At 74.1% G+C, this 24,970-nt stretch carries 14 protein-coding genes and 2 pseudogenes; 4 read left to right on the top strand and 12 right to left on the bottom strand.

All coding sequences use genetic code 11. The features are described 5' to 3' along the window. Positions 1 to 5 precede the first annotated feature (5 nt). The 11 genes and pseudogenes from CRP52_RS28930 to CRP52_RS28880 all read right to left on the bottom strand — a co-directional run bounded on the left by CRP52_RS28930 (position 6) and on the right by CRP52_RS28880 (position 18,120). On the bottom strand, positions 6 to 3,110 hold the full coding sequence (locus CRP52_RS28930; protein ID WP_097239082.1) for a non-ribosomal peptide synthetase family protein: 3,105 nt from the start codon (positions 3,108 to 3,110) through the stop codon (positions 6 to 8). Next, positions 3,107 to 6,277 (bottom strand): annotated as a pseudogene (locus CRP52_RS28925) (non-ribosomal peptide synthetase); the annotation flags it as partial. The gene CRP52_RS28930 and the pseudogene CRP52_RS28925, both read right to left, overlap by 4 nt. 32 nt (positions 6,278 to 6,309) lie before the next feature. Next, positions 6,310 to 6,519: an MbtH family protein gene (locus tag CRP52_RS28920; RefSeq protein WP_097239080.1), complete on the bottom strand. Its 210-nt coding sequence runs from the start codon at positions 6,517 to 6,519 to the stop codon at positions 6,310 to 6,312. 188 nt (positions 6,520 to 6,707) lie between these two features. Then, positions 6,708 to 8,036 (bottom strand): MFS transporter, encoded by a 1,329-nt coding sequence (locus CRP52_RS28915; protein WP_179852958.1) that lies wholly within the window; start codon positions 8,034 to 8,036, stop codon positions 6,708 to 6,710. Beyond that, entirely contained in the window at positions 8,029 to 9,324 is a 1,296-nt protein-coding gene (locus tag CRP52_RS28910; protein WP_097239078.1) for a glutamate synthase-related protein, read from the bottom strand. The genes CRP52_RS28915 and CRP52_RS28910 overlap by 8 nt, the downstream gene beginning before the upstream one ends. After that, positions 9,321 to 10,316: an asparagine synthetase A gene (locus tag CRP52_RS28905; protein WP_097239077.1), complete on the bottom strand. Its 996-nt coding sequence runs from the start codon at positions 10,314 to 10,316 to the stop codon at positions 9,321 to 9,323. Before CRP52_RS28905 ends, CRP52_RS28910 begins: the two co-directional genes overlap by 4 nt. Beyond that, positions 10,313 to 11,749, bottom strand: coding sequence for a methylaspartate mutase (locus tag CRP52_RS28900; RefSeq protein ID WP_097239076.1), 1,437 nt, complete (start codon positions 11,747 to 11,749; stop codon positions 10,313 to 10,315). The genes CRP52_RS28905 and CRP52_RS28900 overlap by 4 nt, the downstream gene beginning before the upstream one ends. Next, positions 11,746 to 12,270, bottom strand: coding sequence for a cobalamin B12-binding domain-containing protein (locus CRP52_RS28895; RefSeq protein WP_097239075.1), 525 nt, complete (start codon positions 12,268 to 12,270; stop codon positions 11,746 to 11,748). Before CRP52_RS28895 ends, CRP52_RS28900 begins: the two co-directional genes overlap by 4 nt. A 242-nt stretch (positions 12,271 to 12,512) precedes the next feature. Further along, positions 12,513 to 13,856 carry a helix-turn-helix domain-containing protein gene (locus CRP52_RS40640; RefSeq protein ID WP_097239074.1) on the bottom strand — a complete coding sequence of 448 codons (1,344 nt, stop codon included), beginning with the start codon at positions 13,854 to 13,856 and terminating at the stop codon, positions 12,513 to 12,515. 324 nt (positions 13,857 to 14,180) lie between these two features. Further along, positions 14,181 to 16,349, bottom strand: a complete 2,169-nt coding sequence (locus CRP52_RS28885) for a HelD family protein (protein ID WP_179852957.1) — start codon at positions 16,347 to 16,349, stop codon at positions 14,181 to 14,183. 145 nt (positions 16,350 to 16,494) lie between these two features. Then, positions 16,495 to 18,120 carry an ADP-ribosyltransferase domain-containing protein gene (locus CRP52_RS28880; RefSeq protein WP_097239073.1) on the bottom strand — a complete coding sequence of 542 codons (1,626 nt, stop codon included), beginning with the start codon at positions 18,118 to 18,120 and terminating at the stop codon, positions 16,495 to 16,497. Positions 18,121 to 18,360: 240 nt separating this feature from the next. Between CRP52_RS28880 and CRP52_RS28875 the strand changes: the two genes are divergently transcribed. The 3 genes and pseudogenes from CRP52_RS28875 (at position 18,361) to CRP52_RS28865 (ending at position 20,425) form a co-directional block, all read left to right on the top strand. Beyond that, on the top strand, positions 18,361 to 19,047 hold the full coding sequence (locus CRP52_RS28875) for a macro domain-containing protein (protein WP_097239072.1): 687 nt from the start codon (positions 18,361 to 18,363) through the stop codon (positions 19,045 to 19,047). Positions 19,048 to 19,150: 103 nt separating this feature from the next. After that, positions 19,151 to 19,207, top strand: a pseudogene (locus CRP52_RS40915) (hypothetical protein); the annotation flags it as partial. 330 nt (positions 19,208 to 19,537) lie between these two features. After that, the gene (locus CRP52_RS28865; RefSeq protein WP_179852956.1) at positions 19,538 to 20,425 is read left to right on the top strand and encodes an N-acetylglucosamine kinase; all 888 of its coding nucleotides are present in this window, start codon (positions 19,538 to 19,540) and stop codon (positions 20,423 to 20,425) included. A 43-nt stretch (positions 20,426 to 20,468) separates the two neighbouring features. Here CRP52_RS28865 and CRP52_RS28860 read toward each other — a convergent pair whose 3' ends face one another. Further along, the gene (locus CRP52_RS28860; protein WP_097239070.1) at positions 20,469 to 21,755 is read right to left on the bottom strand and encodes an SUKH-4 family immunity protein; all 1,287 of its coding nucleotides are present in this window, start codon (positions 21,753 to 21,755) and stop codon (positions 20,469 to 20,471) included. A gap of 311 nt (positions 21,756 to 22,066) precedes the next feature. Between CRP52_RS28860 and CRP52_RS28855 the strand changes: the two genes are divergently transcribed. Further along, the gene (locus tag CRP52_RS28855) at positions 22,067 to 24,898 is read left to right on the top strand and encodes a penicillin acylase family protein (protein WP_373560530.1); all 2,832 of its coding nucleotides are present in this window, start codon (positions 22,067 to 22,069) and stop codon (positions 24,896 to 24,898) included. Positions 24,899 to 24,970 lie beyond the last annotated feature (72 nt).

Genomic DNA, 24,970 nt, shown 5'->3' with positions numbered 1-24,970 from the left:
TCCTTCTACCGCGGCCGCAGAGCGGGCCGGGCCTTGTCGGCGCCGGCCAGCCGCTTCGCGACACCGGCGACGGTACGGGCTTCGAAGATCGTGGTGATGCTCAGTTCGGCATCGAGTTCGGTGCGGATCCGGCTGATCAGCCGGGTGGCGAGCAGGGAGTGGCCGCCCAGCTCGAAGAAGTCGTCGTCGACGCCGGCCACGGCGTCCAGGCCCAGCACCTCGGCGAAGAGCGTGCAGAGGGCCTTCTCGTGCAGGGTGCGCGGTGCGCGGCCGGTGCCGGCCACCGGCAGGAGCGGGACGGGCAGGGCCTTGCGGTCCAGCTTGCCGTTCGGGGTGAGCGGCATGGTGTCCAGCGTCACGATGGCGCTCGGCACCATGTATCCGGGTAGTTGCGCGGCCAGGAGCGCACGCACTTCCCCGGCCAGGACGGCCTGTTCGCGCGAGCCGGCCGGCACGTTGGTGCAGGCGGCCAAGGCCGGCGTGGGCCCGGTGCGCGGGGCGGCGGGTGCGGCGGGTGCGGCCTCCGGTGCGGTGAACAGGACGTCGAGCGCGCCGGCTTCGTCCGGGGCCCAGCCGACCGCGACGCGGTAGCCGAGCCGTTCGCCGAGGCGGTGGAACTCCTCCGGGTCCGGGTCCGGGGCGGTGCCGGTGCCGGCGCGGTGGGCGGCCAGCGCCTGGGCGACCGTCCCGTCCGCCTCCAGCACCCGCAGGGCGGCGAGTTCGTGCGCGAGCCGGCCGTTGGGCACGTCCGTCACCCGCAGCCGAGCTGGGCGCTGCGCCTCCAGCCGGCGGGCCAGGGCATCCAGCCCCCCTTCGGACCAACGGAGTTCCGGCACCTGTGGCGCGGTCTGCTCACCACCCGCCCGGCGACGCAGCACCGCGTCGTAGCGGTGCCGGGTCAGCTCGTTGTGGTGCCCGCCGCGGCGCAACAACACCTCGGTGTCGGCCAGTTCGGGCAGCAGGCCGGGCAGCGCCGTGAACAGCGCCGGGTCGACGAGCAGTTCCTCCTCGGCGAGCACCGCGGCCTCGATCTCCTTGCGCAACACTCCGGCGTCGTCGGTCGGTTCGGCGCCGGCCAGCCGGATCGCGGCCTGCAGGCAGCGCTGCGTGCGCAGGTTGCGCAGGTCGCCGAGGAAGACGGTGCCGCCGGGCGCCACCAGCTCCAGGGCGCGTTCGATCACGCGCAGCAGGTACCCGCCGCTCGGGAAGTACTGCGCCACCGAGTTGAGCACCACGGTGTCGAAGCCGCCCAGCGGCAGCTCGGCGACGGCGTCCGCGGGCTGGACCGACAGCCTTACCCGGTCGGCGAGTTCGGGCACCCGGGCGACCTTTCCGCGCAGCGCCTCGATCGCGGCCGCCGACACGTCGGTGGCCCAGTAGGACGCGCAGTGCGGTGCCAGCGGTGCCAGCAGCAGCCCGCTGCCGACGCCGATCTCCAGCACCCGGCCGGGGCCCGGGCCGAGCGCGCGGATCCGGGCGACCGTGGTGTCCTGCCACTCGGCCATCTGCTCCGGCGGGATCGGCCGGCCGTCGTAACTGCTGCGCCAGAGCCGGAAGTCCTCACCGAGGGGGATCCCGGCGCTGGCCCGGTACTCGGCGTCGAAGACGGCCTGCCAGCCCTCGACCTGCCGGGCGTCCTGGGTCTCGGCCCGGTCGGCCGCCGGGCGGGCGGGCACCGCGTAGCCGACCAGCCGGACGTCGCCGGGCCGGTCCTCGCGGGCCAGGACGGCGCTCTGCGCGACGCCGGGGTGGCGCAGCATCGCCGCCTCGACCTCGCCCAGTTCGATCCGGTGGCCGCGCACCTTCACCTGGGTGTCGGCGCGGCCCGCGAAGCGCAGTCCGCCGTCGGCCCCGCGGCGGGCGAGGTCACCGGTGCGGTACATCCGGGTGCCCGGCGCGAAGGGGTCGGCGACGAAGCGTTCGGCGGTGAGCGCCGGCTGGCCCGCGTAGCCGCGGGCGAGGCCCGCACCGGCGATGTACAGCTCGCCCAACTCGCCGTCCGGGACGGGGCGCAGGGCCTCGTCCAGGAGGTGCACCCGGGTGCCGGCGATGGGTGCGCCGATCGTCGGTTCGCCGGTCGCCGGGTCGAGCCGGGCGGCCGTGGACCAGACGGTGGTCTCGGTGGGGCCGTACAGGTTGGTGACCTCGCCGAAGCGGCGGATGGCCGCCGCGAGCGGTGCCGGCAGCGCCTCGGCGCCCACCAGCACGCGCAGCCGGGGCAGTTCACCGCCGTGCTCGACCAGGGTGCGCCAGAGCGAGGGGGTGGCCTGCAGGACGGTGGCGCCCGAGCGGTGCAGCAGCCGGCCGAGCGCCGCCGGGTCGCTGACGACGGGCCGTGGCACCAGGACCACCCGGGCACCGCTGACCAGCGGCAGGTACAGCTCGGGGACGGCCATGTCGAAGGCGACGGTGGCCACCGCCGGCCAGCGGTCCCGCTCGGTGAGCGGGAAGCGCCGGCGGAGGGCGTCGAGCAGGTTGGCCAGGGCCGCGTGCGGCACCACGACGCCCTTGGGGCGGCCGGTGGAGCCCGAGGTGTAGACCACGTACGCGGGGTGCTGCGGGTGCAGCGGGGCGGTGCGCTCGGCGTCGGTGACGACGCCCGCCGGGCGCCGGGCCAGGGCCTCGGCGGTGGCGGCGGAGTCGACGGTCAGCGCGCCGGGCGGCAGCCGGTCGGCCAGGGCCTCGGTGGTGAGCACCAGGGTCGGCTCGGCATCGGCCAGCACGTGGGCGATCCGGCCGGCCGGGTGGTCCGGGTCGATCGGCAGGTACGCGGCACCGGACTTGAGCACGGCCAGCAGGGCGACCACCAGCCCGGCCGTGCGCGGCAGCACCAGGGCGACGGTCCGTTCGGGGCCCGCGCCGTGCTCGATCAGCAGCCGGGCGAGGCGGTTGGCGGCGGCGTCGAGTTCGGCGTAGCCGAGCACGGTGCCCTCGAAGACCACGGCGGTGGCCCGCGGGGTGCGGGCGGCCTGGGCCTCGAACAGCTCCGGCAGCAGGGCGGGCGGCGCGGGGGCCGGGTGGGACGCCGCCAGGGGCGGCGCGGGGGCCGGGGCCGGGTGCGTCCCCGCGGCAGGCAGCCCGGGTGCGGGCGGTGCGGGGGGCCGGCTCACGGTGTCTCCTTGCTCCGGCGCCGCAGGGCCGGGCGGGCCTTGCCGGCACGGGAGAGCCGCTGGGCCAGGGCGGCGACCGTCCGGGCCTCGAAGACGGTGCGGATGCCCAGTTCGGCGTCCAGGGCGGTGCGGATCCGGCTGATCAGGCGGGTGGCGAGCAGGGAGTGGCCGCCCAGGGCGAAGAAGCTGTCGTCGATGCCGACCTTCTCCAGGCCCAGCACCTCCGCGAACAGCGCGCAGAGGACCTCCTCCTGCGGGGTGCGCGGGGCCCGGCCGGTGCTCGCCGCGCTGTAGTCGGGGGCGGGCAGCGCCTTGCGGTCCAGCTTGCCGTTGGGCGTGCGCGGGATCGCCTCCAGGACCACGACGGCCGAGGGGACCATGTACTCGGGCAGGAAGGCGGCCACCTGCTCGCGCAGGTCGGCCGGGTCCAGGTCGGCCTGCCGGCCCTGATCGCCGATGACGTAGCCGACCAGCCGCTTGTCGCCGGGGGTGTCCTCGCGGGCCAGCACCACGGCCTGCCGGACGCCCTCGCAGCGCGACAGCGCGGCCTCCACCTCGCCGAGTTCGATCCGGAAGCCGCGGATCTTGACCTGCTGGTCGGCGCGGCCGAGGAACTCCATCACGCCGTCGGCGCGCCAGCGCACCAGGTCGCCGGTGCGGTACATCCGGGTGCCCGGCTCGAAGGGGTTGGCGACGAAGCGCTCGGAGGTGAGCGCCGGCTGGCCCGCGTAGCCGCGCGCCAGGCCCGGGCCGGCCATGTACAGCTCCCCGGCCACGCCCGGCGGGACGAGGTTGAGGAAGTTGTCCAGCACGTAGACCCGCTTGCCGGCGATCGGCCGGCCGACCGGCAGCGAGACCGACGAGGCGTCCGCCGGCACCGCCGTGTGGCACATGGTGAAGATCATGTTCTCCACCGGCGAATAGCCGTTCACCAGCCGGAGGTCGGGACGCTGCTCCAGGAGCTTGCGCACGTGCGGCATCGAGGCCGGCTCGCCGCCGGTCATCACCTGGCGCACCGAGCCGAAGACACCCGGGTACATGTCCAGCAGGAAGTTGAGCAGGCTCGCCGACACGTGCATCGTCGACACCTTGTGTTCGGCGACCAGCGCCTCGATCACCGCCGGCTCGGGGCGCTGGCCCGGCTGGAGCACGCAGGTGCCGCCGGAGAACAGCGCGCCGAACAGCTCCAGGGCGAAGGCGTCCCAGGAGACGGGCGAGCACTGCAGCCAGACCTCGTCCGCACCGAAACCGACGAACTCCTGGCCGACCAGGGTCGCCACCAGCGCACGGTGGGAGGCCACCACGCCCTTGGGACGGCCGGTCGAGCCGGAGGTTAACATCACGCAGGCCACGTCGTCCAGGCCGACGCTCAGGCCCGGGTCCGCCGGGTCCTGGGCGGCGATCCGCGCCGCATCCGCGTCCAGCCGCACCGCCCGCAGCTCGGGCAGCCGCTCGGCGTACTCGGCCGTGGTGACCACGACCTCGGCGTCCACCTGCCCCAGGACGGCCTTCCAGCGGTCCGCCGGGAAGTCGGTGTCCAGCACGGTGTAGCCCGCGCCGGCCTTCAGCACGCCCAGCACCGCCACCACCAGGTCGACGCCGCGCTCCAACAGCACCCCGACCACCCGGCCGCGCTCGACGCCGGCCGCGCGCAGCTGCCTCGCCAGCCGGTTCGCCCGGGCGTTCAGCTCCGCGTACGTCACCCGCTCGTCGCGGAAGACCAGGGCCGTCGCCTCCGGGGTCTCCGCGGCCCGGGCCTCGACCACCCCGTGGGCGCACTGCGCCACCGGCACGCCCGCCGGGCCGTTCCACTCCTCCAGCAGCGCCAACTCCTCGTCGCTGAGCAGGTCCAGCTCGCCGACCCGGGCGTCCGGGAACGCGGCCACCGCCTCCAGCACCCGCAGCAGGCTCGCCGCCAGCCACTCCGCCGTCCGGCGGTCGAACAGGTCGGCCGAGTACTGCAGGGTGCCGCTCAGCCCGGCCGGGCCGCCGAAGAGGTCCTGGCGCTCGGCGAGGTCCAGGGTCAGGTCGAACTTCGACCCGGTGCTGGCGGCGATCCGGTGCTCGGCGTCGAGGCCGGCGAAGTCCAGGCGCGCGGTGGCGGCGTTCTGCAGGACCAGCATCACCTGGAACAGCGGGTTGCGAGCGAGCGAGCGGTCCGGGTTGAGCTCCTGGACCAGCTGCTCGAAGGGCACGTCCTGGTTCTCGAAGGCCGCGAGGTCGCTGCGGCGGACCCGGGCCAGCAGCTCGGTGAAGGTCGGGTTGCCGGAGAGGTCGGTGCGCAGCACCAGGGTGTTGACGAAGAAGCCGACCAGCTCGTCCAGCGCCTCGTCGGTGCGCCCGGCCACCGGCGTGCCCAGCGGGATGTCGGTGCCGGCGCCCAGCCGGGAGAGCAGGACGCCGAGCGCCGCCTGCAGCACCATGAACAGCGTGCCGCCGTCGGCCTGGGCCAGCCGCGCCAGCCGGCGGTGCACGTCGGCGTCACCCTCGAAGCGGACGGTGCCGCCCAGGTGCGAGCCGACCGCCGGTCGGGGCCGGTCGGCGGGCAGCGCCAGCTCCTCCGGCAGATCGGCCAACTCCTGCTTCCAGAAGGAGAGTTGACGGGACAGCAGACTTTCCGGGTCGTCCTCCTCACCGAGCAGTTCGCGCTGCCAGAGGGTGTAGTCGGTGTACTGCACCGGCAGCGGCTCCCAAGCGGGCGCCCGGCCGGCGCAGCGCGCCTCGTACGCGGTGGCGAGGTCGCGCAGCAGCGGGGCCATCGACCAGCCGTCGCTGGCGATGTGGTGCATCACCACCACCAGCACGTGCTGCTGCGGGTCGACGGAGAGCAGCAGCGCCCGCAGCGGCATGTCCACCGCGAGGTCGAAGGGCCGCGCGGTCTCCGCGTCGACCAGCTCCTCCAGCTCCGCCTCCGTGCAGTCCCGGGTGACGAAGGTGAGCTGCACCGACTCCTCGTCCGCCACCTCCTGCCACAGCTCCCCGTCCCGCTCGCAGAACGTGGTGCGCAGCGCCTCGTGGCGGACCAGGACGTCGTGGAGGGCGCCGCGCAGGCTCTCGACCTCCAGCGGTCCCCGGAACCGTACGACCACGGGGACGTTGTACGTGCCGTTCGGCTCCTCCAGCTGGTTGATGAACCACAGCCGTCGCTGGGCGTAGGACAACGGGATCACGGGGACTCCTAGGGGTCGCGCGGGGCGGGTCAGTTCGACGCGTTGATCAGGCTGTTGGGCCGCATGTCCGTCCACGCGGACTCGATGTGGGCCAGGCACGCCTCCCGGGTGTCCTCGCCGTGGGCCGAGGTCCAGCCCTCGGGGACGGGGATCGAGGCCGGCCAGAGGGAGTACTGGCCCTCGTCGTTGACCAGCGCGTAGTACGACTCGTCCGGGTTCTCGAAGGGGTTGCTGCTCATGTCGGCTCCTGTGTCCGGGAATTCACTGCGGTATCGGGGTCCGCTGCGGGTTTCTGCTGCGGGTTTCTGCGGGGGATTCGCTGCGGGGGTCTGTCACCAGGGGATTCGCACGCGCCGCGGCCACGCCTACGACCGTACGAGCGGGGGGAAGCGCCGGGGGGCACTCGCTGAGGCAGTCCGGCGGCACTTCAGTCCAGCCGGGCCTTGCCGATGGCGGGCCGGAGGGCGGCGATGAGCGCCGCGAGCCCGGCCAGGGCGCCGTGCAGGAGCATCGTGGCGGGCAGCCCGACGGCGTTGACCAGCACGCCCAGCATCAGGTTGCCCACCGGCACGGCCGTGAAGGCCGTCATGTTGAGGACGGACATCACCCGGCCCCGCACCTCCGGCGCGGCCCAGCGCTGTACCAGCGAGCCGAGCACGTTGCCGACCAGCCCGGAGAGCATGCCGAGCCCGAAGTAGACGGCCACGGCCGGCCCGAAGGACCCGATCACGCCGAGGACGGCCAGCAGCAGGCCCTGCCCCGTCACCCCGACGACCACCATGCCGCCGCTGCGGCGGCGGGTCGGCCAGGCCGTCGAGATCAGGAAGCTGGCGACGGCGCCCAGGGTGAAGGCGGTGAGCAGCGCCCCGACGCCCAGCGGGGTGCCGTAGCGGTCGGCGAGCAGCACCAGGCCGACGTTGACCGGCCCCATGCTGGCGAGCTCGCTCAGGCCGATCAGCACGATCAGCCAGAACAGGTCGCGGTGGCCGCGGATGTACCGCAGGCCCTCCCGGATCCGGGCCGGCAGGCCCTCCGGCGGCGGGCCGCCACCGTCCTCGGCCTTTCCCGGGGACGGTGCCGCTGTCGGTACCGCTCGCCGTACGGCCGGGGCCCGCAGCAGCAGCACCGCGACGGCCGAGACGGCGAAGCTGACCGCGTCGAAGCCGGCCACCAGGGCCGCGCCGCCGACGCCCATGAGCAGCGCCCCGACCGGCCCGCCGAGTGCCTGGCCGCCGCGCGCGCCCAGCAGGAACAGCGAGTTGCCCCGCAGCAGGTGCTCGCGCGGCAGCAGGCGGGGGCGCAGCGCCCCGGAGGCCGGCATGAAGAAGGCGTCCATCAGGTTGGTCAGCAGCAGCACGGCCACGAAGACGGGCACCGACAGGTGGCCGAGCCAGGCGACGACGGCGGCCGCCGCCTGGACGGCGCAGCGCAGCAGGTCCGCCACGACCATGACCCGGCGCGGGCCGGTCCGGTCGACCACCGCCCCGCCGATCAGCAGGCCCAGCAGCGCGGGCAGCGAGCAGAGCGCCAGGACGGCGCCGGTCACGGTCGGGGAGGCGGTCTCGGTGAGCACCACGGTGAGGGCGACGAACCAGGCGGAGTTCCCGACCGCGGAGAAGCCGTTCGCGGCGACGAAGCCGAGGTAGCCGGGGCTGAACGGGCTTCCGTAGGCGTGCGGTTCGGGCTGTCCGGGCTGCCCCGGCCGGCCGGGCGGCTCCGGGCCGTCCTTGCGGACCAGGGTCTCGGCCTCAGCCACGGAGGTGGCCCTCCGCCTGGCTCCCCACCCGATGTTCGGCGGTGGCGGTCGTCGTGGGGTCCGCGCCGAACCAGACGTCCTCCGGGGTCAGCGCGCCGGTGGAGTAGACGCCGAGCGCGCTGGTGATCAGCCGCAGCTCCAGCGCCAGGCACTCCACCAGGCGGGCCAGGCCGTCCTGCGGGTCCTCGTCGACGGCCAGCAGCGCCGCCCGCCCGAGGCCGACGGCGGTGGCCCCGAGGGCGAGCGCCTTGGCCGCCCGGGCGCCCTCCCAGATCCGGCCGGCCGCGAGCAGGCAGCCGGTCGGGCTGACCCGGCGCAGGCACTCGTGCAGCGGGAGGCCGACCTGCGCCGGGAAGGCGCTGGGCGCCCAGCCTGAGCCGCCCTCGGCGCCGTCCACGGTCACCGCGTCGGCGCCGGCCGCCCAGGCCACCGCAGCGGCCGCGGCGACGTCCCGGGCCGGCGGGAGCTTCACCCAGACCCGGGCGTGCGGGAAGTTGTTGCGCATCAGCCGGATCTGCTGGCGCAGGATCTCGTCGGTGAAGGTGCCGGGGCTGCCGCTGCGCAGGACCCGCGGATCGTCCGGACCGAAGACCTCCTGGAGCTGGAAGCGGTCGGCGAGCCGGGCCGCCTCGGCGCGCGGCAGGACGGTCATTCCGCCGAGGCCGGGCTTCGCCCCCTGGCCGACCTTCAACTCGAAGCCCAGGCGCCCGGATTCGAGCAGTCCGCGGGTGCCGGGGTCGCTGTAGACCAGGTTCCAGACCTCGGCGTCGGCGTCCTCGGTGCTCTGCTGGACCACCAACCCGCCCAGTCCGTCCGGGAGTTCACCGGCATAGGCCTCGATCCTGCGCAGCAGGGCGCGCTGTTCGTCGGTCTCGGCGCGGCCGTAGCCCTGGACCGGGACGATGTTCTCGCCGATCACCATCGGCAGGCCGAGCCGGCCGGCCTGCCGGGCGGCGGCCACCCCGAGGTCGCGGCTGGCGACCTGGGTGGAGCCGAAGGCCGACACGTACAGCGGCAGTGCGGAGGCGAAACCGCCGACGGTGGTGGCGAGTTCGACGTCGGAGAAGAGCGGTTCGCGGCCCAGGTCGATCAGCTTCTCCAGCCGCTGCGGGACGAACACCGGCGGGACCAGCCGGGCCCGGTCGAGCGGGTCCGCGGCGGGCCGGCCGTCGTCGCCGTAGAGGGTGTGGCCGTAGTCGTCCACCGAGGGGAAGGCCGCGGCGGTGCCGGTGCGGGCGCGGGTGCGGATCTCGGCCTCCGGCAGGCCGACGGCGTGCAGGGCGCTCACGGCGACACCGTCCCGACCAGCTTGGGGAACGCGCTGGCCTGCCAGACGGCGTCCAGCCCGGCGACGTAGCGGGTGAGGCGCTGCAGGCCGATGCCGAAGCCGGAGCTGGCCGGGATGCCCTCGCGGGCGGTCTCCAGGTACCAGGCGTACTTGGCCGGGTTCTCGCCGGTCTCGCGGATCCGGGCGACGATCCGCGCGTAGTCGGACTCGCGCTCGCTGCCGCTGCACAGTTCGCCGTAGCCCTCGGGCGCGATCAGGTCGAAGTTGCGCAGCACGCCCGGATTTTCCAGGTTCTCCCGGTCGTAGAAGCCGCGCGAGCCCTTGGGGTAGTCGGTGACGAAGAACGGGCGGCTGGCCTTGCCGGAGAGCAACGCCTCGCCGGGCCAGTCGAGTTCGGCGTCCGGGCTCTGCCCGTGGCCGAGCTCGTGCAGCCGCTCGACGGCGGTGGCGTGCGAGATCCGGTCGAAGGCGGTGTTGATCAGGTCGGTGAACGCGCCCGGGTCGCGGCCGAGTTGCTCCAGGTCCTCGGCGTGCTCGGTGACCACGTGGCGGGCCATGTGGCGCACCAGGTCCTCGATCAGCTGGAGGATGTCGTCCCGGGTGGCGCCGGCCACCTCGACGTCCAGCTGGTGGAACTCGGTGAGGTGGCGGCCGGTGCCGGCGGTCTCCACCGGCTCCAGGCGGACGTTCGGCGCCACGTAGAAGATCTTGTCGAAGGCCAGCAGCGAGGCCTGCTTGTACAGGATCGCGCTGGTCATCAGCTTGTAGCGGTGGCCGTAGTAGTCGATGTCGACCTGCTTGGCGCCGCGGTTGCCCGGGTCGGTGACCGGCCCGATGATCGGCGGGAGCAGCTCGGTGAAGCCGTTGTCGCGCAGGAACTGGCGGGCGGCGGTCAGCAGCCCGCCCTGGATGCGCAGCGCGCCGCGGGTGACCGGGGAGGTCAGGTGCCGGCGGGGGTGCGGGAGTTCGGGCGTCTCGAAGGGGGTGTTCACGGTTGGGGCCTCGTGCTCTCTGGAGTGGATGAAGGAACAGTGGTGATCGACCGGCCCGCGGCGCGGCCGAGTTCCGCGCGGTCGTAGCCGCGTTGGACGTACGACAGCGAGGTCAGCAGTCCGGCCGAGGTGAGCGGCCGGGTGAGCCCGGTGACGGCGGCGCGGCCGAGCGGCATCGAGCCGGTCGCCGTCCAGCGCAGTCGGCCGGAGTCGTCGATGGTGCTGCGGGACAGGCCCGCGTTGTCCGGGTGCAGGCAGAACGGGACGTCCAGGTAGCCGCGTTCGAAGGCGGTCGGCAGGGAGCGGGCGACCACGCCGTCCAGGTCCAGCACCGCCTCCACAAAGGCCCGCGCCTCGGCGTAGACCTCGCTGTCCTCCTCGACCCCGGTGCCCGGTAGGGAGGTTGTCCCGGCTGCCACCCGGGCCGCGTGCTCCAGGGCGGTCATGTTCTCCCCGACGGTCGGGATCCCGAACGCCTCGGCGGAGGTCTTCACGATCAGCCGTGAGGCGCCTGAGCGGACCGCGAGCCGCGCCGAGGCGGCGAGCAGGTCGGCCGCCCCCTCGGGGGTCTGTGGGAAGACGCCCATGTAGGTGTAGACCACGATGTGCCAGGAGGGCGTGGGCAGGAACTCGGCCGCCAGCCGGCGCAGCGCGGCCACGGCCTCCTCGTCCTGCGGGCCGCTGGTCTGCTGGGCGTAGCTCAGCGAGACGTCGGTCACCCCGTTCTGGCAGAAGAACAGTCCCTCCAGGAGGCTGATGGCGACCAGCAGCGAGGGCGGGCAGAGCTGGCCCATCATGCAGCCGCCGAAGGTCTCCAGGTGCGGCTCCTCGCCGAAGTCCCTTACGGAGCCGAGCAGTCGGCAGCACTCGGCCCAGTTCTCCACCGACTCGCGCAGCGGCACCCGGCCGTACGGCAGGCAGTAGGAGGCCGGTCCGCCCTCGGTGGCGTGCAGGCCGGCCTCGGCCAGGGCGGTCATGATGCGCTGCGGCCGCGCCGAACCGTGCCGGACCTGGACGGGGAAGCCCTCGTCCAGCGCCCCGTCCAGGACGGCCCCGGTACGGGCAGTGCCGTGGGCGACGATCGGGTAGCCGTTGAGGCGCACCCCTGCGGCCAGCGCCCGGCGGGCGGCGTCGTGGTCGCCGACCCGGGTGTAGCTGTCCAGGGTGAGCGTGCCGACGGTGGTGGCCCGGGCCCGCTTGGTCGCGAGCAGCCCACCGCGCATCTCCTCGGGGTCGCTGAAGCCCATCCGGGGCTGGACGACCAACTGCCCGCGGGCATGCGCCCGGGCGACGAACTCGCCGAAGCCGGACCGCCGGACCGGGAGCACCCGGGCGGCGGACCGGGCGACCTCGCCGGTCCGCTCCGGATCGGCGGTTCGTACCGGTCGGGCGGTCCGGTCCGGTCCGGCGGCCCGCTCCGGCTCGCCGTTCATCGGGCGCCTCCCGCTTCCAGGGCCAGCGACGCCGGCGCCGTTCCAAGGCCGGCCTCCGACGTCCCCGCTCGCAGGGCCGCCTTCTCCAGGGATCCGACGAAGGAGCGGAAGGCCGTCACCCCGCCCGCGTCGTCGAAGACCGCGTCGAACCCGGCCGCCAGCAGCTCGGCCGAGCGGTCGCCTTCGTCGGCGCCGCGCACGCCGAGCTTCCCGCCGATGATCACCGGGCAGTCCGCCAGCTCCGGGCAGGCCCGCAGCCGTTCGATCGCCAGCAGGCCGTCCTGGGCACCGTGCCCGTTCACGCTGCTGAGCACGATCAGGTCCGGGCGGCGCCACTCGCACTCGGCGACCAGCAGGTCGCCGGGCACGCAGGGGCCGAGGTTGACGACTCGGTGCCCCAACTCCTCCAGCAGCAACTGGAGGTAGACGAGGTTCCAGGTGTGGGCGTCGGACATCACTCCGGAGACGACGACATCGAGTCCGGTTCTCGCGATGGCCGAGCGCGTGTTCTCTGTTTCCATAGTTCGCTTCCGCCGGGATGCCGCTTTTCGCGTCGCATCTGACGTCTCGATGAGCTCGCTGAGGTCGACTGTTTGCCGACTGAGCCGAACGTAGTGACGGCCCCGGCCCCCGAAGGGCACTCCCAGGGGCATCCGAGCGGTAGTTTCGGACCCACCGCGGGGTTCCCGCCGCGTGCTGCGACGCCACGAACCCCGCCCCGGGCCCTCCCCCGGACCCCACGCCGAATCCCGCCCCGGACGCGTCAGACCCCGCCCACGGGCACCGGCACGCCGGCCCCGGGCCCGGCTCCGGCCCCGACCGGCCGCTCGGCGGTCAGTGCACGAACCAGGTTGAGCACGGTGAACCGGCGCCGCAGCCCGTCGGCGGTCTCCCGCAGCAGACCGTGCACCAGCAGCCCGTGCACGGCCCGCGTGGCCTCCGCGTACCCGGCCGGGTCCGGCGCGGGGCCGGCCGCCTCGGCCACCGTCCAGGGCTCGGCCCGCCCGCCCATCCGCTCCAGCACCCTCCGCCCGGCCTCCGGCAGCGCGGCCAGGCTCCGGCCGAGGTGGCGACGGGCGTCCGCGTGCTGGCCCACCCCGCTCGGGGAGGAGGCCAGGATCAGCGGACTGTGCGTGGCCAGCGCCAGCAGGTCCGCCGGGCCCTCCGTCAGGAACCACTCGGCCGCGTGCGCCAGCGCACTCGGCACCCCGTCGAGCCGGCGGCAGATCGCCGCCACGGCCGGCGCGGTCGCCGCGTCCAGCCGGAACCCGGGGTGGAACCGGTGGACGTGCGAGACCAGCAGCCGGACGGAGTCGATCCTGGCCAGCTCGGCGGCCCCGGCCACCGACTCCGCCGGCACCGCCAGCGGACCCAGCGGGACGACCTGCTCCCCCGCCGTCCGCAACGGCGCCCGGGAGGTCACCACCACCCGCAGCCGGGGGCACCGCTGCAGCAGCCCCGCCAGCTCCGCCGCCGCCTGCTCACCGTCGGCATCCGATCCGTCGATCACCAGCAGGAGCTGCGCGTCACCGATCAGCGGACCGAGCGCGGCCAGGGCCCGCCGGGGGTCCTCCGCCGCCTCGGGCAGCAGCCTGCCGATCGGCAGGTCCGCCAGCCGACGGCCGCCCGCCTCCCGGCCCGACAGGGCCTGCCACGGCAGCCACAGCACCGGCCACCCGCACCCGGCGTGGACGGCCCCGGCGAGTTCGAGCGCCAACCGGGTCTTGCCGACACCCCCGAGCCCGACGATGCTCAGCGACCGATGACCGTCCACCGTCAACATCCGCATCAGACCGTCGAGTTCGGCGATCCGGCCGACCATCGGCGCGGTCGGCGCGGGCGGGGCCACCGACTCGCCGATGCCCCGCCGACCGACCGGCACCGGCGCGTACGCCGCCGACTCCAGCTCGGCCCGACGCGAGTCGTTCAGCCGCAGCACCTCGCTCAGCAGCCGGACCGTCTCCTGCCGGGGCCGCTGCGCCTTCCCCAGTTCGAGGTTGCGCACGGCGCGCACACTCAGCGTCGCCAGGTCGGCCAGCTGACGCTGGGTGAGCCCGCGCCGGTTCCGGTGGGCCCTGAGGAGTTCGCCGAATTGAGTCCCGTCCATGATGGTCTCCCCACGCTCATTCCCGCCCGGTCGGCCTCTGCCCCGCCGACCGGCGCGACGCCGCCGAGTCCAGCCCGACGACCGCTGGAGCGATCTTCCCGACCGGGGATCCACACCCGATCTCCGAGCGATCTGCGCCCCCCGAACCCCCAGCTCAACCCCCCTTCACCGCAGGGACCGGACGCCGCCCCTCCGCCCCACCGCACCCCCCACTCCCGCGTTCCCCTGCCCGGTCGGCGCCCTCCCCGCGCCTCATCCCGACCCACCGCGCTCCGCGTCCCCCGAAAGCCACCCGGGCGGCCCCTCCACCGCTACCGGTCTGTCTCACCCTCCCAGCGGGGCGGGCAGTGGCCGGGTGTGGAGGATGTCCAGCCGGGAGACCGCCCGGGTCACCACGACATAGAGCCGGTGGAGGCCACGCGGCTCGGCTGCCACGATCGCCGCCGGCTCCAGCACCACCACGTGGTCGTACTCCAGTCCCTTGACCAGCGAGGCCGGCAGCACCGTCACCCGGGCCGTGGTGCCGACCTGTTCGGCCGAGGCTGTCGGGATTCCGGCCGTCCGGAGGGCTTCGACGGCGTCCGCCAGTGCGCCGTCCGCCGCGATCACCGCGATCGATCCCTCCCGTTGCAGCGCGGCCCGCACCGCCGCGACCGCCGCGCCACCGAGGTCGCCGAGGTCGCCGCCATCGGCCTCGCCGACCCGCCGTACGGTCAACTCGCCGTCCTGCCGCAGCGAGACGGCCTGCGGCACGTCCACGTCCAGCGCGTCCAGCAGCCGGTTCGCCAGTGCCATCACCGCGGCCGGGACGCGGAAGCCGGTGGTCAGGGGCACCACGGTAGCCTCCGGCTTTCCGAGGTGGGCGAGCTGTTCGGGCCAGCTGCGGGCGGCCCAGGGGGCGGTGGCCTGGGCGAGGTCGCCGAGGACGGTGAGGGAGCCGAAGGCGCTGCGGCGGGCGATCGCCCGGCACTGCATCGGTGAGAGGTCCTGGGCCTCGTCGACGACGACGTGGCCGAAGCCGGCCGGGCGCTCGATCAACCCGGCCACCTCGTCCAGCAGCATCAGGTCGTGCTCCCTCCACTTGGCGCTCTTCTCGGAGCGTGGTGGCCGCCGCCAGAGGATCGCCGCCTGTTCCTCCGGGCTGAGCACCCCGTCGGCGGCTTCGGCCAGTACGGCGGGGTCGCCGAGCAGCGAGGCGACCACGGCTTCCGGGCGCAGGTTGGGCCAGGCGGCTTCCAGGAAGGCCGCGACGGGCTTGCAGCGCCCGACCTTCGCCCGCCAGGCGCCGGACATCACGCCGGCCCGCCGCTCGGCCTGGTCCTGCAGCAGGGCCACCACGCGGGTGCGGACGCTCTCCCGGCCGATCGCGTACGGCGGCGCCTGCTCGCGCAGTTCCGCGACGACCCGGTCGAGCTTCTCCGGCGGCACCCGCCACCGGTAGGAGCCGTCGGGGACGACCAGCGGCTCCGCGCCGGCCGCTCGGATCCGCCCGTAGAGGGCCCGGCGCAGCACGGTCGCCATCCGGACGTCCTGCTTGATCGTGGCGGCTCCTTCGTCGTCCACGGCCGTGACCGGCCGGGTGGCGACCAGGTCCGCCACGGTGCTCTGGGTGACGTCGATCTCGCCGAGCGCGGGCAGGACCTGGGCGATGTAGCGCAGGAAGGTCCGGTTGGGGCCGATGACCAGCAGCCCGCTGCGCCGGATCCGTTGCGGGAAGCTGTAGAGCAGGTAGGCGGCGCGGTGCAGGCCGACGGCGGTCTTGCCGCTGCCGGGGGCGCCCTGCACGCACACGGACTCGCTCAGCTCGCCGCGGACGAGTTCGTCCTGCTCCGGCTGGATGGTGGCGACGATGTCCCGCATCGGGCCGGTGCGGGGCCGTTCGATCTCGGCGGCGAGAATCCCACCCACCCCACCGCGCCCCGCCCCACCGCTCCCCGCCCCACCGCTCCCGGCTCCGCCGTTCCCCGCCGCTCCCCGACCGATTCCGTCGAGGCACTCGTCCTCCAGCCCGGTCAGTTCCTCCGGCGCGCCGAGGCTCCAGGGCGCCCAGCCGAACCGGCGGCGCTGCGCGAGCCCCTGCGGGTCGTGGGCGCTGGCCCGGTAGAAGGCGCGGGAGACCGGGGCCCGCCAGTCGACCACCAGGGGCGGCACGGTCGGGTCCCCGGAGATCCGTTGACGGCCCACGTAGTAGCGCTGGCGCCGGTGCTCCCCGGCCTGCGGGGTGTCGGCGAAGTCGAGGCGGCCGAAGAAGGACGGGCTCTCCGGCAGCTCCTTCATCTGCTTGGCGCGCGTCCGCAGGTACCGGCCGAGCGCCTCCGCGCTGGCGCCGTCGCCGGAGACGTCCTCTCCGGCGACGACCTGGTGGCTCGCGTCCTCGATCTGCCGGGCCAGTGCCACCCGGCAGACCTCGACGTAGGCCCGTTCCCGCCGCAGCTCGCCGTCGAGGTCCCGGGCTTGCGCCGCGGCGTCCGGCCGCCGGATTTCCGAGGTCATCGTGCACGTCCCTTTCCCCGTAGCGGGCTCACCCACTGGTCTGGAACCAGCTTAACTGAACCCAGTCAATATTCTTACTTGGTTACGCCAGCCCGGGGGGCGAGCCGGGTGAGCGCCACCGGAGGGACGGGACGGCAGGCTCGACTCAGGACACCAATGGCGCCTCCGCCAGCTCGGTCAGCGTCACGGTGCACAACCCGCCCCGCTCGGTCCGGACGTCCGTGACCTCCAGCTGCGTGCCCGGCAGCAGGATGAACTCCTCCTCGCCGGTGAACGCCGAGAAGCTCTGGATGCCGGTGGCCCGCACCGGTCGCACCTCGAAGAGCGTCCGCTTCCCTCGGCTGCCCAGGAAGGCCTGCGCCACCCCGAGCTCGGAGGTGCAGGAGGAGACGCCCCACCACGTCACCGTCTTGCCGAGCGGGTACTGCCGGCGGAGGTCCAGCGACACCCCGCGCCAGAGCGGCGCGGTGCGGACGGGCAGCCTCGACACCGCCGCGAACAGCAGCCGCAGGTACGGGAGGTAGGGCACCAGCCGGGCGCGGTCGGGCGAGCGCAGCACCGCGTTGATCTCCCGGTAGAACGCGGACTCACAGGTGTACAGGTACAGCGCGGCTATCTCGTCGGCGGACAGACCGGGAGCGGCCGCCTCGTCCACCCGCCGCTTCCCGAAGTCGTGCGACAGCGTGACGTGCCGGTCCAGGCCGCGCAGCAGCTCCGCGACCGGGGCGACGGCCTCCCGGAAGCCCATCAACGGGGTGTCGAACACCCCGGTGATGGCGGGCAGGACGAGGCCTTCGTCCTTCACGCTCGCGAGGCGGTCCAGGTAGAGCTGGTGCAGCTCCATCGTGGAGGCGATGAAGGCGCCCATCCGCTCGGCGACCCCGCCCTCCGCCCCGCCGCCCTCGACCGGCTGCGCGTTCCACCCGGCGCTGGGCAGCCAGTCGACCTCCTCGGCACCCAGCGAGGCGAGGGCGGCGTTCACCGTCCCGAAGTGCTCGCCGTCGCAGAAGATGTCCCCCTGGGCGGCCGGGTTGGCGTGGTCGATGTGCCGGACCTCGACCTCGGGGTACTTCTTCTGCAGCCGCAGCACGACGCTCTTCAGGTTGCGCGCGTGTGCACCCCACCAGGCGAAGACGACGTGGCGGTCCTCCTCGGCGGCCTGCTGCTTGGCCCGCAGGATCTCCTCGACGATCCGCTCCGCGACGGGCCGCCAGAACGCGGTGTGCTGGTCCGGGCCCATCGCGCCGTCGCTGCTGGCGGTCAGCGCCGCGTTCAGCAGCAGCACGCCCTGGGTGAGCATCGCCTGGAACCACTCCGGTGGCTGGACGGTCTCCTGCTCCTTCAGCAGCGCCCGTATGTCGGCGATCGGTGTCTTCTTGGGGATGCCGTACTTCCACATCGCCGCGGCCTTGATGATGCAGCGGATGCTCACCACCCGGCCGAACTTGCTGTCCTTCCAGTCGTGGAAGGTGTTGTCGAACATCGCGATGCCGGTCGCGCTCTCGGGCCGCGGGTACGGGTTCTGACCGAAGACCACGACCTTCCACTTGTGCGGCGCGTGCGGCTTGAGCGCCTGGAAGGTCAGCTCGCGGACCGGGACGACGTCCGGGCCGCGGGCGGGGCCGATGAAGGAGGCCGCGCCGGGCTGAGCCTCGATGACCGGCTTCAGCAGCGGGAGCCAGGGCTCGCCGCCGCCGGTGAACAGCTCCGCCAGGGCGAGCGGGTCGTTCGGGTCGGGCTGGGGGACGGTGGGGGTGTCGACAGCACTCATGGTGGTGCAACTCCGGCTGGTCGGGGCCGTGCCAAGGACGGACGGGTGGCAGACGAATGGCAGATGACGATCCGTCAGTTTCCCCTGGCGGACACCACAGTCCTACCAGCCGGGTCCGACAATCCGGGCCGCCCCGACAGCCGCCCGGAGGACCGATCCGGCACCCGGACGGATTGTCAGTGGCGCGCGCTAGCTTCGTCCCCGTCAGCAGGAACCGCACCGACCGACAGGAGCCCCGCCATGTCCACGGACCGTACGCAGTCGCCGCTCAAGGTGGTGCTGACCGACCTCAACGCAACGGTGGTCGAGTCGTGGCGCGCCGCCTTCGCCGACACCCCCGGCATCGAGATCCGGCACGCCTCGATCCTCACCGCGGAGGTCGACGCCTGGGTCAGCCCCACCAACTCCCGCGGCCGGATGGACGGCGGGACGGACGCGGCGATCAAGCGGCACCTGGGCGCGGGCATCCAGCTGCGGGTACAGAAGGCGATCCGCGACGGCCACGGCGGCACGCTGCCGGTCGGCAGCGCGGTGTGCGTCCCCTCCGGGGCCGTCACTCCCAGGTTCCTGATCTCGGCCCCCACCATGCAGACCTCCTCGCAGAACGTGAGCGAGACCTTGAACGTCGCGCTGGCCTGCGCCGCCGCCTTCCAGGCGGTCCACCGGCAGAACCAGCTGGAGCCGGGCTCCATACGGTCGGTCGCGCTGGTCGGCATGGGCGCCCAGACCGGCCGGGTGCCGGCCCGGGTCTGCGCCAACCTGATGTGGACGGGCCACACCCTCTTCAACGACCACCACTTCGAGGACGACGACGCCCTGCGCGCCACCATCCTCGCCCAGCTGGACGACCTCGAACGGGCCCCCGCCACCGAGCGGGTGCGGATCGCGCCGCCCGCCCGCGTCGCCTCCTCGCCCCGAAGGAGCTGACCACCGACGGAAGGCCCTCCATGCACCGTCCCGCGACATCGCCTGACACGAAGGCAGCCGGCTCCACCAGCCCGAGCAGGCAAGGACCGACGGCACCGACCTCCTGGTCACCGCCCGCGGCCACACCGACTTCTGGCGCGCCACCAGCTACGGCTTCGTCCGCGACGACGGGCACGCGCTGCTCACCGGCTTCCCGCCGGGCAGCGCGACGGAGGTGACCACGGTCCGTGCCCGCTGCGAGGACGGCCCTTGGCGCCCGGTCAGACGTGCGCCGCTGCCCCCGGCCGCACGGCGTCAGCCGGACCGTTCTGCGCCTCCCCCGAACGGGACGGCCGGCAGGTCCGCTTCACCCGGTTCGCCCAGGGACCGGCGGACGTGGCCCTGCACCTGGCACACTGACCGCCGACCGGCCCACCACGGCAAGCCCCCTCCGTCTCACGGAGGGGGCTTGCCGAAGACACCCTGCGGAAACGCCCACCGGAGCCGCCCCGTGACCACCCTCCACCTCGGCGTCGACGCCGGCGGCACTCACACCCGCGCCGTTCTGCTCGACACCACCGGCGCGCCGCTCGGTCGGGGCACCAGCGGCGGCGCCAACCCTGCCGGACGCGACCCGGCCAAGGCGATCGAGCACCTGGCCGCCGCCGTGTCGGCCGCGCTCGGCCCCCGGGATCCGGGCCGGGTCGGGTCGTGCCTGGTCGGCCTCGCCGGGTACCGGGCGCTGCCCGACCCGGACGGCTTCGCCCGCCGATCCGCCGCAGCCCTCAGCCTGAACTGCCCGGTTCGGCTCGTCCCGGACACCGTCCCGGCGCTGGCCTCCGGCGGCGTCACCGACGGCCGCGGCACCGTGCTGATCGCCGGCACCGGCGCGATCTGCGTCCGCCTCGACGGCACCCGCACGCTCACCCGCGCCGGCGGGCTCGGCTGGCTGCTCGGCGACGAGGGCAGCGGCTTCTGGCTCGGCCGCGAGGCGCTCCGACACGCCCACGCCCACCCCGACCCGGCCGACGCCCTCGGCGGCGCCGTCCGCGCCCACTGCGCCGCCGACTCGCCCGACGAACTGCTGCGATGGGCCTACGACGGCCCGCCGCAGCGGCTCGCCGGCCTCGCCCCGCTGGTCTCCCGACTGGCCGCGGACGGCGACCCCGCCGCGCTCGCCATCGCCCGCACCGCCGCGGACCACCTCGCCGACCTCGTCCGCGCCACCGTCGCGCCCACCGAACCGCTCGTGCTCACCGGCGCGGTGGCCACCTCACCCGGCCCGATCCGCACCCACCTGCTCCACCTCCTCGCCGACCTCACCCCACGCCTGCCGGTCACGGACGCCGCCACCGCCGCCGCCCGCCTGGCCGCCGGCCTCGCTCACCGCCCCCTCTGACCCCTCCGACCGCCTGCGCGGCCGACCGCCCGACCGACCGCCGCTACTCCAGCAGGCTCCCCATGTGCCCGTCCTCGATCCGTATCGGCCAGAAGTGGTCCTCGGAGGCGAAGGCCTCCGGATCCAGCCCGCGCAGGGCCCCCTCCGCCGCCCAGTCCAGCAGCTCCCGCGGATGGAAGACCGCCCACGGCACCGAGGTGTGCGGGTGCTCCCAGGGCCGCCGGTCGGCGCGCAGGCGCTCGTACGTCCAGACCACGTAGAGCAGCGCCGAGACGTCCTGGTGCAGGTACGCGGCGGGCGCGTCCCCGTCGAACCAGGCCGGGAGTTCGAGGCGCCCAGTGGCACCGTCGAGCGCGATGGGCATGTCGTACAGCCAGTCGGCGAAGGCCAGGAACCCGCCCTGGTAGGCGCGGTGGTGCTCCCCCTCGCCGTCCTCCCCCTCGCCGTCCTCCGAGTCGCCGTCCTCCGAGTCGCCGTTCTCCCCCTCGCCGTTCTCCGACCCGAAGGAGTCCGGGTACGTCTCCGCCATGGTCAGGAACGGACCCACCGGGTCGATCCCGAGCATCCCCCGGTCGGAGACCGGCAGACCGAGCGAGCCGAGCAGCTGCCGGGTCGGCGCATGGCTGAGGGCCGCGGGCAGGTCCTCCTCCTGGAAGCGCCGTACGGTGCCGTCGGTGAGCGCCGCGAGGTCCTCGACCAGCGACGCGTCGAGGGCGTACCGCAGGCCGCCCGGCTCGCCGGGCAGTGCGCCCCAGGCGAGCGCCCTGACCCGCAGCGCCGTCTCCCAGTGCGCGGGCCGGTCGTCCGTCCGCCGGAACAGCTCCGGATCGGCCTTGCGCATCCGCTCCAGGGAGACCCCGGCGACCTCGGCGACCGTCCCCGGGCCGCGCGGCTCGAACTCCTCGCCCTCCTCGGGCTCGTACGGCTCGGCCGCCCCCACCGTGACGGCCTCGACCTCGACCATCAGGGCGACCAGCGTGTCCAGGCTGCTGGCCAGCACGTCCCGCAGCAGCGCGCCGGACTCGTCCAGGCACGCCAGGTACACCTCGCCGGTGGCCCCGTCGAGCAGGACGTCCGCAGTGGAGAAGCCGAAGCAGTCGTCGTACCGCGTCTCGCCCAGCACGATCAGGCCCTCGACGCCCTCCAGCCGGATCCCGTCGTCGTACCAGGCCTCGGCCGTCAGCAACGGCTCGTGCCACGACGCCTGCAGGTCCAGGTACGCGTACGAGGCGGGCAGGCCCCCGGCGGCCAAGCGCTCGCGACTCGGCCCGTGGGTGAGCCCGGCGGGCAGCTCCCGGGGCACCCCCGCCCCCGCATTCGTCTCCACCATTCCTCCCCCTACCTCCCCGCCGCCTTCGACGGACGATCTTGCCTCCGACGCGACCGACCATAACCGACAGCACTGACAACCGGCCCGGCCCCCCGCAGCCCCCCGCCCGGACCCAGAGCCCGGCCCCCGCAGACCCTCGCCCACACCGTCGCCCGCACCCCCGACCCAAGCCCGCCCGAACCCACGCCCCACCCCACTCCCGCCCCGTCAACTCCTCCCCACCCCAAGGAAAATGGCATGCACGCCACTAGCCAACCGTCCAGTAGCCCCCCTACCGTCGATCCCCCGTGGTTTCGACGGAGGAGTCCTCCTTGCGCCTACGCCCCCACCCCCTCCGCTTCCCGGCCGCCGCTCTCGCGTCGGCCCTGCTCGTCACCGCCGCCCTGACCACCCCCACCGCGACCGCCTCCCCCACCACACCCACCAAGCCGGCGACCACCACCACAGCCGCCACAACCGCCGCCGCCAACGACTACTGCGGCGGCCACTGCGCCGACATCCTGCCTCCCGGCGAGAACGGCAACGCCACCCTCGCAGACATCCTGCTCAACCGGATGTTCGGCACCCGCCCCGCCCACACCGACGACCAGCTCGGCCCGTACGCCGCACTCGCCTCCGGCTACCCCGGCCTCACCGACGCCAAGCTGCGCGACTTCTTCAACGACGCCTCCTTCGGCGTCCCCGCCGACCAGGTCGCCGGCAGCACCAGCCCCCGCCCCGACGTCACCATCGTGCGCGACAAGGCCGCCGGCATCCCGCACATCACCGGCACCACCCGCTACGGCACCGAGTTCGGCGCGGGCTACGCCGCCGCCCAGGACCGGCTCTGGGTGATGGACCTCTTCCGGCACGTCGGCCGCGGCCAGCTGTCCGGCTTCGCGGGCGGCGCCGCCGCCAACCGCCAGCTGGAGCAGAGCTTCTGGCAGGCCGCGCCGTACACCGAGACGGAGCTGCAACAGCAGATCGACGCCATCGCCGCCCGCGGCGGCCGGGCCACCCAGGCCCTCGCCGACGCCAACGCCTACCTCGACGGCATCAACCAGTACGCCAAGGAGGCCTACAACGCCCGCACCTTCCCCGGCGAGTACGACCTGACCGGACACATCGACCCGATCACCAACGCCGGGTCGATCGAGCCGTTCAAGCTGACCGACCTGGTCGCCCTCGCCTCCGTGGTCGGCGCACTGTTCGGCTCCGGCGGCGGCAACGAACTCGCCTCCGCCCAGGTCAAGTCGGCCGCCGAGGCCCGGTACGGCAAGGACGCCGGGGACGCGGTGTGGAAGTCGCTGCGCGAGGCCGACGACCCGGAGGCCGTGCAGACCCTGCACGACGGGCAGAGCTTCCCGTACGCCACCGTGCCCGACCAGCCGCAGGGCGAGGCCCTGCCCGACCCCGGCTCGGTGGTGCCCGAGCGGATGATCTACGACGCCACCGGATCCGGCAACACCGCTGCCACCAAGGCGAACGGCGTGCTGCCCGGCAACCTGCTCACCGCCAAGCACGGCATGTCCAACGCGCTGCTGGTCTCCGGCGCGCACACCGACGACGGCCACCCGGTCGCCGTGTTCGGCCCGCAGACCGGCTACTTCGCCCCGCAGTTGCTGATGCTGGAGGAGATCCAGGGCCCCGGGATCAGCGCCCGCGGCGCCGCCTTCGCCGGCCTGAGCTTCTACGTGCAGCTCGGCCGCGGCCAGGACTACGCCTGGAGCGCCACCTCCGCCGGGCAGGACATCACCGACTCCTACGCCGTCCCGCTCTGCACCACCGACGGCTCCCCGGTCACCACGGCCGCCAACTCCTACCTGTGGCACGGCCAGTGCCTGCCCTTCGACCGACTGGACCGCAAGAACGCCTGGAGCCCGACCACCGCCGACTCCACCGCGGCCGGCTCCTACACCCTGGTGATGTACCGCTCCAAGTACGGCCTGGTCACCGCCCGCGGCACGGTCGGCGGCGCGCCCGTCGCCTTCACCTCGCTGCGCTCCACCTACCGCCACGAGGCCGACTCCATCATCGGCTTCCAGGAGCTCAACGACCCGGGCGCGGTGCACGACGCGGCGAGCTTCCAACAGGCCGCGCAGGACATCAACTACACCTTCAACTGGTTCTACGCCGACTCCCGCGACATCGCGTACTACAACTCCGGCAGCAACCCGGTCCGCGCCCCGGGGGTCGACGCCGGACTGCCCGTACTCGCCCAACCGGCCTACGAATGGGCGGACTTCGACCCCGCCTCCAACACCGCCCGGTACACCCCGGCGGCCCAGCACCCGCAGTCCGTCGACCAGGACTACTACATCTCCTGGAACAACAAGCAGGCCGACGGCTTCACTTCGGCCGGCTTCGGCAACGGCTCGGTACACCGCGGCAACCTGCTCGACGACCGGGTCAAGTCGCTGCTCCAGGGCGGCGGCAAGGTCAGCCGGGTCTCCCTCACCCAGGCCATGGAGAGCGCCGCGCTCGCCGACCTCCGGGCCGAGGACGTCCTGCCGGACCTGATCCGGGTGCTGCGCAGCGCGCCCGTCACCGACCCGGCGACCCTCACGGCACTCCAGCAGCTGGAGGCCTGGCTGGCCAATGGCGGTCAGCGGAAGGAGACTTCGGCCGGCAGCCACACCTACGCGGACGCGACCGCGATCCGGGTGATGGACGCCTGGTGGCCGCTGGTGGCCGAGGGCGTGATGCGGCCCGGGCTCGGCGACCAGCTGTTCGGCGCGCTGACCGGCGCCCTGCAGATCAACGAGTCCCCCTCCGGCGGCCAGAGCGGCCCGGCCACCGGCCCGGTGAGCGCCAACGAGGGCATCCCGCACAAGGGTTCGGCCTTCCAGTACGGCTGGTGGAGCTACCTGGACAAGGACCTGCGCTCCGTCCTCGGCGACCAGGTGAAGGGCCCGCTGGCCCGGCCCTTCTGCGGCGGTGGCGACCTCACGGCCTGCCGCTCCGTCCTGCTGGACACCCTCAAGCGCGCGGCCGCCCAGACCCCCGCCCAGGTTTACCCGGGCGACCCGGACTGCTCGGCCGGCGACCAGTGGTGCGCCGACAGCATCATCCAGCGCCCGCTGGGCGGCGTCACCGACCCCAAGATCACCTGGCAGAACCGCCCGACCTACCAGCAGGTCGTCCAGTTCCCGACCCACCGCTGACCCGCCACTGACCCACCGCCGACCCACTACCGAGCCCCACCACCCCGCCCCCGCCGGACTGTCGGCGGGGGC

It is taken from the genome of Streptomyces sp. 1331.2 (assembly GCF_900199205.1).
GTDB lineage: Bacteria > Actinomycetota > Actinomycetes > Streptomycetales > Streptomycetaceae > Kitasatospora.
This window is presented reverse-complemented; position numbering and strand designations above follow the sequence as displayed.

Bases quoted from the DNA above. Each gene is read 5' to 3' on its own strand.
- CRP52_RS28895 (WP_097239075.1), bottom strand. From the start codon at position 12,270: ATGGAAACAGAGAACACGCGCTCGGCCATCGCGAGAACCGGACTCGAT.
- CRP52_RS28920 (WP_097239080.1), bottom strand. From the start codon at position 6,519: ATGAGCAGCAACCCCTTCGAGAACCCGGACGAGTCGTACTACGCGCTG.
- CRP52_RS28885 (WP_179852957.1), bottom strand. From the start codon at position 16,349: ATGACCTCGGAAATCCGGCGGCCGGACGCCGCGGCGCAAGCCCGGGAC.
- CRP52_RS40640 (WP_097239074.1), bottom strand. From the start codon at position 13,856: ATGGACGGGACTCAATTCGGCGAACTCCTCAGGGCCCACCGGAACCGG.
- CRP52_RS28880 (WP_097239073.1), bottom strand. From the start codon at position 18,120: ATGAGTGCTGTCGACACCCCCACCGTCCCCCAGCCCGACCCGAACGAC.
- CRP52_RS28875 (WP_097239072.1), top strand. From the start codon at position 18,361: ATGTCCACGGACCGTACGCAGTCGCCGCTCAAGGTGGTGCTGACCGAC.
- CRP52_RS28900 (WP_097239076.1), bottom strand. From the start codon at position 11,749: ATGAACGGCGAGCCGGAGCGGGCCGCCGGACCGGACCGGACCGCCCGA.
- CRP52_RS28860 (WP_097239070.1), bottom strand. From the start codon at position 21,755: ATGGTGGAGACGAATGCGGGGGCGGGGGTGCCCCGGGAGCTGCCCGCC.